Below are 8,730 nucleotides of genomic sequence, written 5' to 3'. Positions count from 1 at the left end.
CCCGGCAGCCGCGATCCCCGCACCGGAACCGACGAACAACCCGGCACCGATCACACCACCGATCGCGATCATGGACAGATGGCGGTTCTTCAGACCCGCCTTCAGGCCGTCGCCGGACGGTGCCTCTTCCGGGGGTACGGAAGGGCTGTCTTGCTTCGCAAGGGACGGTTGCGAGGTCATGGACGAATCCTTAAGTTCTCGGGTCACGAGCCCGTGCATTCAAACCCGAGGACCTACGGATTCGGAAGTCCTGATTCCGATTCGTTGTCTGAAAGCCCGGAGTCAAGCGGCAGGAGGCCCGTCGTCCCGACCCGGGCGAGGCCCTCGCCGCCCGCTCGTGCCACACTCAGAGCCATGCGCGTGTACCTCGGCTCGGATCATGCCGGCTACGAACTGAAGAACCACCTCGTCGAGTGGCTCAAGGCCCATGGGCACGAGCCCGTGGACTGCGGTCCCCACATCTACGACGCCCAGGACGACTACCCGCCGTTCTGCCTGCGTGCCGCCGAGAAGACGGCCGCGGACCCGGACTCCCTCGGCATCGTGATCGGCGGCTCCGGCAACGGTGAGCAGATCGCCGCGAACAAGGTGAAGGGCGTCCGCTGCGCCCTCGCCTGGAGCGAGCAGACCGCCGCGCTCGGCCGCGAGCACAACAACGCCAACGTGGTGTCGATCGGCGGCCGCATGCACACCCTCGACGAGGCGACGAAGTTCGTGGAGATCTTCCTGTCGACGCCGTACTCCGACGAGGAGCGGCACACGCGCCGGATCGACATGCTGTCGCGGTACGAGACGACGGGCGAGCTCCCCGCCATCCCGGCCCACCACCCGCAGCAGCCGTAACAGGTCCCGGGGCTCCGCCCCGGCCCCCGGCTGTTTTCGGCTACCGCGCCGTCGTGGCTGGTCGCGCAGTTCCCCGCGCCCCTCTCGGGGCCCGTACCTCGCTGTGCCCACGACGGCGCCGCAGCCGAGCACGAACCGAAGGAGACCCCGTGCCCGAAGGGCACACGATTCACCGGCTTGCCGCCGACCACCGCGAGCGGTTCCTGGACCACGAGGTCCGCACCTCCAGCCCCCAGGGCAAGTTCTCCGACGCCGCCGCCCTCCTGGACCGCCAGGTCATGGACGCCGCCGACGCCCACGGCAAGCACCTCTTCCTCGGCTTCGGCCCCGCCGGCCACGTCCACATCCACCTCGGCCTCTTCGGCAAGCTGAACTTCGGCGCCACCCCCGCGCCCCCGCCCACGGACACCGTCCGGCTCCGCCTCGTCGGCCCCACCGCGTACGCGGATCTGCGCGGCCCCACGACCTGCGCGCTGATCACGGACGCCGAGAAGCAGGCGATACACGAACGCCTCGGCCCGGACCCGCTGCGCCCCGTCGACGGCGCCACCAACGACCCGGACAAGGCGTGGAAGCGGATCTCCCGCTCCCGCACCACCGTCGCCGCGCTGCTCATGGATCAGAAGGTCATCGCGGGCGTCGGCAACGTCTACCGCGCCGAAGTCCTCTTCCGGCACGGCATCGACCCGTACCGCTTGGGCAGGGATCTGTCGTACGAGGAGTGGACCGCGGTCTGGGACGATCTGGTCGGGCTGATGCGCGAAGGCGTGCGGCTCAACCGGATCGACACCGTCCGGCCCGAGCACACCCCGGAGGCGATGGGCCGTCCGCCGCGCGTCGACGACCACGGTGGCGAGGTGTACGTCTACCGCAGGGCGAACCAGCCCTGCCACATCTGTGGCGGCGAGATCCGCACCGCCGATCTCGCCGCCCGCAATCTGTTCTGGTGCCCGGACTGCCAGCGCCGCTAGCGGTACACCCGCAGCCAACTCCCGTACGGGAAGGGCGCGTTCAGAAGCCGTGCGGCAGCCACGGCGCGACCGTGCCGGAGAACGCGAGCGCCGTGCGGGCCAGCGCCCCCGGCCGCTCCTCCCGTACCCGGCCCGCCGCCGCGAGCCCGGCGAGGGAGAACCCGCCCAGGTAGGCCGAGCCCAACTCCCGTACGGACAAGGAGAGTTCGGCCGGGGCGTCGGTGCGCTCGCAGACCGCGCCCGCCGGGCCGCCGGAGAGCCGCCAACGGCCCGTGTTCCAGGGGCAGAAGGGGTCGGAGACGTCCAGGACGACGTCCACGTCCACCGCGTACGTACGCGCCGCGAGGGCCGCGCCGACCTCGACCGGGCGCAGATGCAGACCGTCCCGCAGCCGCACCGAGCAGCGCCTGATGTCGGAGACGAGGTGCTGCCAGGCGTCGTCCGCCGGGCGGTTGGGCAGCGACACCGTCGTCATCAGGTCCAGGTCGAAGAGGAACCGGCACAGCGCCGCGTACGCCGCGGGCTCCGTCGCCTCCAGGTCGTCCACCGCGACCACGCCCGTCGGGCTGTCCGACGCGTCCCACTCCGGCCGCAGGCGGTACCGCGCGTACCCCACGAGCTCGCCGTCCCGCTCGGCGAGCAGGCACTGCCGGGCCGACGCGCCGGACCGCTCCGCCGCCGGGTCGACCACGCCCTGCCGCTCCCAGCCGGGCCGGCGCGCGAGCATCCCGGGCCGCCCGGGCACCTGCCGCGCGTACACCGCCTCGCACGCGGCCAGCACCTCCGGCTCCGCCGGGTCGGCCAGCCGGAGCGTGAACGCGTCGACGCCGGGCGGGAGTTGGAGGCTCACCTGGTCCGTGCGGATGGCGGCGCCGAGGCGCTGGGTGCTGACGCCGTACCCGAACCGGCCGTAGATCGCCGGTTCGGACGCGGTCAGCACGGCGAGGGGCTCGCCGAGCGCACGCACGTCGTCGAGCTGGCGCCGCATCATCGACGTGAGGACGCCGCGCCGCCGGTGCGTCGACGCCACGCTGACCATCGTCACGCCCGCCGTGGGCACCGCCGCACCCCCCGGCACGGTCATCCGGAACGAGAACGCGCCCGCCGAGCCGACGATCCGCTCGCCGTCCCACACCGCGAGCGAACGCTCGAACTCGGTGATGTCACGGAAGAACGCGCGCGCCTCCTCCGGCTCCGGCACGCCCCCGAAGGCCAGCTCCAGCCCGCCGAACCAGGCCTCCCAGTCATCGGGCCGCAGCACCCGCACGTCAGTCGTCATGCGCCCATGCCTATCAACGCCCGCAGGCGGGGGCGAGGGAATTTCGCCCGTCACGCCCGTCACGCGCGGACCGCGCGGCCCGCTCGACAGAGGGACAACAGGGGCCGACCGTGCGCATCTCCACCCCGGCTGTATAGAGTCCGCGAGCAATGGCCGTACGACATAGGAGCCGCCGCGACCCCGAGCGGCGCGCGGCAGCGGAGACGTTCCCGGCCCGGTTGCGCAAGCGTCTGCACCGGGCCCGCATCGTCCTGCGCAAATCCGGTGTCGACTACTTCCGCGGCGACGGCTCCGACTGGATCGCTCTGGTCGGGCTGCTCCTGACCATCCCGGTGATCGCCGTCGGCACGCTCGCCATGCCGGTGTGGATCTCGCCGGCCCTGCTCGTCGTGCCGATCGTCGCGGGCGGCCTGCTGCTCCGCCCGGCCAGCCTGCTCGGCCTGTACGCGACGGCCGCCGTCGCCCTGATCGTCGAGTCGGTGCGGCTCGGCCCGTACACCGAAGGGCCCTCGCGGGTCACGCCCGGCATCGTCCTGACGGTCGCGGCCTGCGGCTTCTTCGGGCTCGTCATCGCGCAGTTCCGCAGTCGCGTCGGGGTGCCGTGGCGGCGCGGCGGCACGATGCTGTTCGACCTGCGCGAGCGCATCAAGACGCAGAGCAAGCTGCCCAAGCTGCCGCCCGGCTGGCACCGCGAGATGGCGCTGCGCCCGGCCGGCGGCCAGTCCTTCTCCGGCGACTTCGTGGTCGCCGCCCGCACCAACGGCGGCCGGACCCTGGAGGTCGTCCTCACCGACGTGTCCGGCAAGGGCATGGACGCGGGCTCCCGTGCGCTGCTGCTGTCCGGCGCGTTCGGCGGGCTGCTCGGCTCGCTGCCGCCGCACGCCTTCCTGCCCGCCGCCAACGGCTACCTGCTCCGGCAGGACTGGGACGAGGGCTTCGCGACCTCCATCCACCTCGCCCTCGACCTGGACTCCGGGGACTACGAACTGCTCTCCGCCGGCCACCCGCCCGCCGTCCAACTGCACGCCGGGACGGGCCGCTGGGAGGAGAAGTCCGCCGAGGGGCCGCTGCTCGGGGTGTACGACGGGGCGCAGTTCGACCCCGTGAAGGGATGCCTGCGTCCCGGCGACGTCCTGATGCTGTTCACCGACGGCCTGGTCGAGACGGCCGAGCGGGACCTCTCCGAGGGCATCGACCGCCTCACCGGCGAGGCCGATCGGTATGTCGCCGGGGGCTTCCACGGGGCGGCGTGGCACCTCATCGAGGCCGTGGCGAAGGACGTCAACGACGACCGGGCGTTGCTGCTGATCTGCCGGGACGGGTAGGCGGGGTCCCGTCTGCGGGGTGCGGTTTCGTCGCCGGGTGCGGCCCGTCCTGGGCCGGTCGCGCAGTTCCCCGCGCCCCTGAAGGCGTGCGGCTGCGCCGCTGCCTTCTCGGGGAGAGCGCGGCGAAGCCGCAAGCTCTCAGGGGCGCGGGGAACTGCGCGCTCAGCCCACTGCGGCCCGCACCCGGCGACGAGACAGCAGCTCGGGGACCCGGCCCGCCGCAAGGGGCCCGAGGACCGCGAGCAGCAGGACGTACCCGGCGATGAAGGGCGACAAGCGCTCGTCGAGCCCCGCGGCGGCGGCCATCGTGGCGAGGATCAGTGCGAACTCCCCGCGCGCGAGCAGCGTCGTGGAGATGTTCACCGCCGGGCCGCGCCCGAAGCCGTACACCCGCGCCGCCGCGAACCCGGCCAGCACGTTCATGGCGAGTGTCAGCACCACCGCGGCCAGCACCGGCCACAGCACCACCGGCAGGTCGCCGGGGTCGATGGAGAGGCCGAAGGCGAAGAAGAAGATCGCGCCGAACGCGTCCCGCAGCGGGTGGACCAGCTTCCGGATGCGTTCGCCCGAACTCGTCGAGCCGAGCATCAGGCCGACCATGAACGCCCCGATCGCGTCCGCGACCCCGAACCACTCGGAGACGCCCGCGAGGAACACGGCCGCGCCGAGGAAGGAGATGACGAGCAGCTCGTCGTCCGGGGTGTCGATGAGCCGTCCGACCAGGCGCGTGCCGTACCGCGCGGCGAGTGCGAGCAGCAGCAGGAAGCCGAAGGCCTTGGCGCCGTCGAGCAGGGCCGAGGAGAGGCTGTCGGCGCCGGACAGGACCGGCTGGAGCGCGGCCAGGTAGAGGGCGAGGAAGATGTCCTCGACGACGATGATCCCGAGGATCGGCTTGGTCTCCGGGTTGCCGAGCCGGCCGGTGTCGACCAGGACCTTCGTGACGATCGCCGACGACGAGATGCCGAGCACACCGGCGAGCACCAGCGCCTCGGAGGTGCCCCAGCCGAGGGCGAACCCGAACCCGAGGCCCGCGCCGACGTTCAGCGCGAGATACGTACCGCCGGCCACGGCCATCTTGCGGCCGCCCGCCTTGAGGTCGTCCATGTGGAACTCGAGGCCGAGGTAGAAGAGCAGCAGCACCAGGCCGAGCGCCGAGAGCATCTCCAGGTCGTGCGGGTCGGAGAGCAGGACGACGCCGGGGGTGTGCGGGCCGAGGAGGATCCCGGCCAGGATGAAGAGGGGGATGGTGGGCAGTCCGATCCGGCCCCCGAGCCGGGCCAGGACCGCGGCGGCGAGGAAAGCGCCGCCCATGGCTATCAAGGTGTCTGCGTGTCCGATGGGCCGTACCTCCGGGTCGGGTCGTGCGCGGTCGGGTGGGACGCGTAGGCATACGGGACACTCCTTCGGCAAGCAAAGGGAGCGTCAAGAAAGCGTCAATAGTTAGGTTACCAAACGAACCGGGGCGGGGATCGAGGGACCGATGCCGGGCCCTTCCGGCCGCAACCACGGGACCGGTGCCGGGCCTTTTCGGCCGCAACCACGGGACCGGTGCCGGGCCTTTTCGGGGCGTACGCGAGAATGCCCGGCAGGGACGCGCAGCGGGATCTGCGCGGGGAGGGGACGGGATGGAGCCGCAGCACCGGCTGAGCCTCGCCGAGGTCGAGTCGCTCGCCCGCGACGCCCACGCCGAGCAGACCGACAAGGCCGGCCGCCCGTACGCCGAACACCTCGCCGCCGTCGCCGCCGGAGTGCGCGCCCGCGGCGGCGACGCCGACCAGCTCGCCGCGGCCTGGCTGCACGACGCGGTCGAGGACGCCGCGCTCACCGAACAGTGGCTGGCCGACGCCCCGTTGACGGCCCGTACGAAGGACATCGTGCGCGCGCTCACCAAGCGCCCCGGCGAGAGCCCGCAGGAGTACGCCGACCGCATTCTCGCGACGCCCGGCGCCACTCTCGTCAAAGCCGCCGATCTGGCGCACAATGCCGATCCGGCCCGGCTCGCCGCCCTGGACGGGCCGACCCGCGACCGGCTGACGCGCAAGTACGCCGACATGCGCGCCCGGCTCGGACTCGCGGACGAGGCGTGAGCGCGCTGTCCAGGGACCGGGGGTGCGGTGTGAGGGTCCAACGAAACTGCAGGTCAAAGAGGTTGGCGATGATAGGTTCCCGCGCGTGGTGAACGTGGTGGGTGGGGCGCACGCGGCGACCGCGCAGACGGACGCGGGCGTGCGGACGGGCGGACCCGAGGCGCCCGCGAACGCGGCAAGCGTGGCAGTGAACGCGCCGGCGAGCTCGGCCGGGAACGCGGAAGTGAACGCGGCCGGGAACGGAACGGCGGCACGCGCAGGAGACCCGGGGGAGTCGTCCCGGCCGCTCGACCTGCGGACCTGGCGCTGGCGCCCCGCCGCACGCCGCCCCGTCGCCGCCGCCGGGAGCGTGCTGCTCGCCGCCGTGACGACGCACGTCGCCCGCGGCGCGTACCCGGCGGAGCCGGTGGCGTACGGGCTGCTCGCAGCGGCGGTCGTCCTGGCCGCGGCCGGCGCGCTGGTCGGACGTGAGGCTCCCGGTGCGCAGGGTGCGCGGGGTGCGCAGGGAGTGCGGGGCGGTTTCGCCGGGCGCGGGAACCGCGGGCTCGCGGCCGTACTGCTGCTGATCGGCGCCCTGTTCGCCGTGGCCGGGGCCTGGACCGCGGCCGACGCGTACGCGCTCCCCGGCCCCGCCCGGCTCGCCGTCACCGCGGGCGCGGGCGCGCTCGGCCTGCTGCTGCTCGGGCTCCGCACGCCGTTCGGGCGGGCCGGGCTGATCGGCGCGGGCGCCACGGCCGGGCTCACGGCACTGTGGGAGCTGGCCGCGCTCGTGGTCGACGGTGAACCCGCCCGGCTCGGCGCTCTGTCGGCGGTCGCCTCCGTCGTCCTGCTCGGCCTGCTGCCCCGGATCGCGCTGCGCGCCACCGGGCTCACGGCCATCGACGACCGGCGCTCGGCGGGCAGTTCGGTCAGCCGCCACCATGTCGCCGACGCGCTCGCCGACACCCACCGCGGACTCGTCGTCGCCACCGTCCTCACGGCGGGCTCGGCGGCTGCCGCGGGCTGGCTGCTCACCGCGGCCGCGCCCACGCCGTGGACGGTCCTGGCCACCGCGGTCACCGCCGTCGTCCTGCTCGCCAGGGCCCGCGCGTTCCCGCTGGCCGTCGAGGTCGTCGCGGTCTTCGCCGCCGCCGCGGTCCTGGTCGTACGGCTCGCCGCGCTCTGGCTGCGGAGCACCGACGGGCCCGGCCCGCTGCTGCTCCTCGGCCTCGCCGCCGCGCTTCCCCTGCTCGCCCTCGTCCTGCAGCCCGCACCGCCGCTCGCCCGGCGCCTGCGACGCGCCGCGGACCTGGTCGAGTCGACCGGAGTGGTCGGCCTGTTGCCGCTCACGGTCGGAGTCTTCGGTGTGTACGCGCACCTGCTCGGCGGATCCTGAACGGGCAGCAGGGGAGAGGGACATGATGCCGAACGGAGACCGCGCTCCTTCCACGCACGAGGGCACGCCGGGGCCTTCCCTGGAGAAGAAGCCGGACGCCCCCGCGCCCGCCGGGGCGCCCGGCCCGTCGCTGACGAAGCGAACGGACGGGACGGAAGCACCACGCGTGCTTGACGACTTCGCGGAGCCGGAGGGGGACACGGCTGCGGGGCCCGTGCCGGGCGCTGTGCCGGCGCCGGCGCCGGCGTCGGTGCCGGGTCCTGCGCCTGCTCCGGTCACGTCTGCGGCGGCGGGGCCTGCTCCGGTCACGCTTCCGGGCTCGGGGGCGGCTGCGGGGTCGGCCCCAGGAATGTCCGCGGCCCCGGCTCCGGCTGCCGCTTCGGCTCCGCTTTCGGTCCCGACTACGGCCGCGCCTCCGGCCCCCGCCCCGACGTACCCCCAGACCACCACCCACGCCTCAGCCCCCGCCTCCGCCACGGCCTGGTCGTCCGAGGCCCCGGCACCGGCCGGAACGCCCCCGACCTCGGCCCCGGCGCCAACCCCAACCCCAACCCCAACCCCAACCCCTGCCCCGGCCACAGCCCCGACTTCCGCCCCGCTGCCACCCGCCGCCCCCGAGGAGACGACCGCCGTGCTCCCCTCGGTGCCCGCCCCGTCGACCACGCCGGACGCGTCGTCGGCCCCGCTCCCGCCGGCCCAGCCACTGCCGACGGCAGGAGCAACTCCCGTACAACCGCAGCCAGTTGCTGCGCCACCCGCACCCGCACCCGCGCCTGCACCCGCCGCCGCAACTCCGGCCCCGGCCCAAGCTCCAGCCCCAGCCCCGGCCGCCCCCGCCCCCTCCCCGTAC

7 protein-coding genes and 1 pseudogene are annotated in these 8,730 nt (G+C 74.0%); 5 read left to right on the top strand and 3 right to left on the bottom strand.

Annotated elements, in window-relative coordinates; all coding sequences use genetic code 11:
- Nucleotides 1–180: pseudogene (locus ACIDOF_RS37290) on the bottom strand (amino acid transporter); the annotation flags it as partial.
- 174 nt (nucleotides 181–354) lie between these two features.
- Between ACIDOF_RS37290 and ACIDOF_RS37285 the strand changes: the two are divergent.
- The gene (locus ACIDOF_RS37285) at nucleotides 355–843 is read left to right on the top strand and encodes a ribose-5-phosphate isomerase (RefSeq protein ID WP_409010712.1); all 489 of its coding nucleotides are present in this window, start codon (nucleotides 355–357) and stop codon (nucleotides 841–843) included.
- Between the two features lie 149 nt (nucleotides 844–992).
- Nucleotides 993–1,814, top strand: a complete 822-nt coding sequence (locus ACIDOF_RS37280; RefSeq protein ID WP_409010711.1) for an Fpg/Nei family DNA glycosylase — start codon at nucleotides 993–995, stop codon at nucleotides 1,812–1,814.
- A gap of 40 nt (nucleotides 1,815–1,854) precedes the next feature.
- Here the strand turns inward: ACIDOF_RS37280 and ACIDOF_RS37275 are convergent, their stop codons facing one another.
- On the bottom strand, nucleotides 1,855–3,093 hold the full coding sequence (locus ACIDOF_RS37275; protein ID WP_409010710.1) for a GNAT family N-acetyltransferase: 1,239 nt from the start codon (nucleotides 3,091–3,093) through the stop codon (nucleotides 1,855–1,857).
- A 149-nt stretch (nucleotides 3,094–3,242) separates the two neighbouring features.
- Here ACIDOF_RS37275 and ACIDOF_RS37270 point away from each other — a divergent pair, with 149 nt between their 5' ends.
- The gene (locus ACIDOF_RS37270) at nucleotides 3,243–4,418 is read left to right on the top strand and encodes a PP2C family protein-serine/threonine phosphatase (protein ID WP_409010709.1); all 1,176 of its coding nucleotides are present in this window, start codon (nucleotides 3,243–3,245) and stop codon (nucleotides 4,416–4,418) included.
- A 162-nt stretch (nucleotides 4,419–4,580) separates the two neighbouring features.
- Here ACIDOF_RS37270 and ACIDOF_RS37265 read toward each other — a convergent pair whose 3' ends face one another.
- The gene (locus ACIDOF_RS37265) at nucleotides 4,581–5,729 is read right to left on the bottom strand and encodes a cation:proton antiporter (protein ID WP_409010708.1); all 1,149 of its coding nucleotides are present in this window, start codon (nucleotides 5,727–5,729) and stop codon (nucleotides 4,581–4,583) included.
- A gap of 314 nt (nucleotides 5,730–6,043) precedes the next feature.
- On the opposite strand from ACIDOF_RS37265, the gene ACIDOF_RS37260 reads away from it, so the two are divergent.
- Entirely contained in the window at nucleotides 6,044–6,505 is a 462-nt protein-coding gene (locus ACIDOF_RS37260) for an HD domain-containing protein (RefSeq protein WP_409010707.1), read from the top strand.
- Nucleotides 6,506–6,590: 85 nt separating this feature from the next.
- Nucleotides 6,591–7,880, top strand: a complete 1,290-nt coding sequence (locus ACIDOF_RS37255) for a type VII secretion integral membrane protein EccD (RefSeq protein ID WP_409010706.1) — start codon at nucleotides 6,591–6,593, stop codon at nucleotides 7,878–7,880.
- Nucleotides 7,881–8,730: the final 850 nt, after the last annotated feature.

Source organism: Streptomyces sp. Da 82-17, from assembly GCF_046098215.1.
GTDB lineage: Bacteria > Actinomycetota > Actinomycetes > Streptomycetales > Streptomycetaceae > Streptomyces.
This window is presented reverse-complemented; position numbering and strand designations above follow the sequence as displayed.

Coding starts and splice junctions, on each gene's coding strand:
- ACIDOF_RS37285 (WP_409010712.1), top strand. CDS start 355: ATGCGCGTGTACCTCGGCTCGGATCATGCCGGCTACGAACTGAAGAAC.
- ACIDOF_RS37275 (WP_409010710.1), bottom strand. CDS start 3,093: ATGACGACTGACGTGCGGGTGCTGCGGCCCGATGACTGGGAGGCCTGG.
- ACIDOF_RS37270 (WP_409010709.1), top strand. CDS start 3,243: ATGGCCGTACGACATAGGAGCCGCCGCGACCCCGAGCGGCGCGCGGCA.
- ACIDOF_RS37265 (WP_409010708.1), bottom strand. CDS start 5,729: ATGGGCGGCGCTTTCCTCGCCGCCGCGGTCCTGGCCCGGCTCGGGGGC.
- ACIDOF_RS37260 (WP_409010707.1), top strand. CDS start 6,044: ATGGAGCCGCAGCACCGGCTGAGCCTCGCCGAGGTCGAGTCGCTCGCC.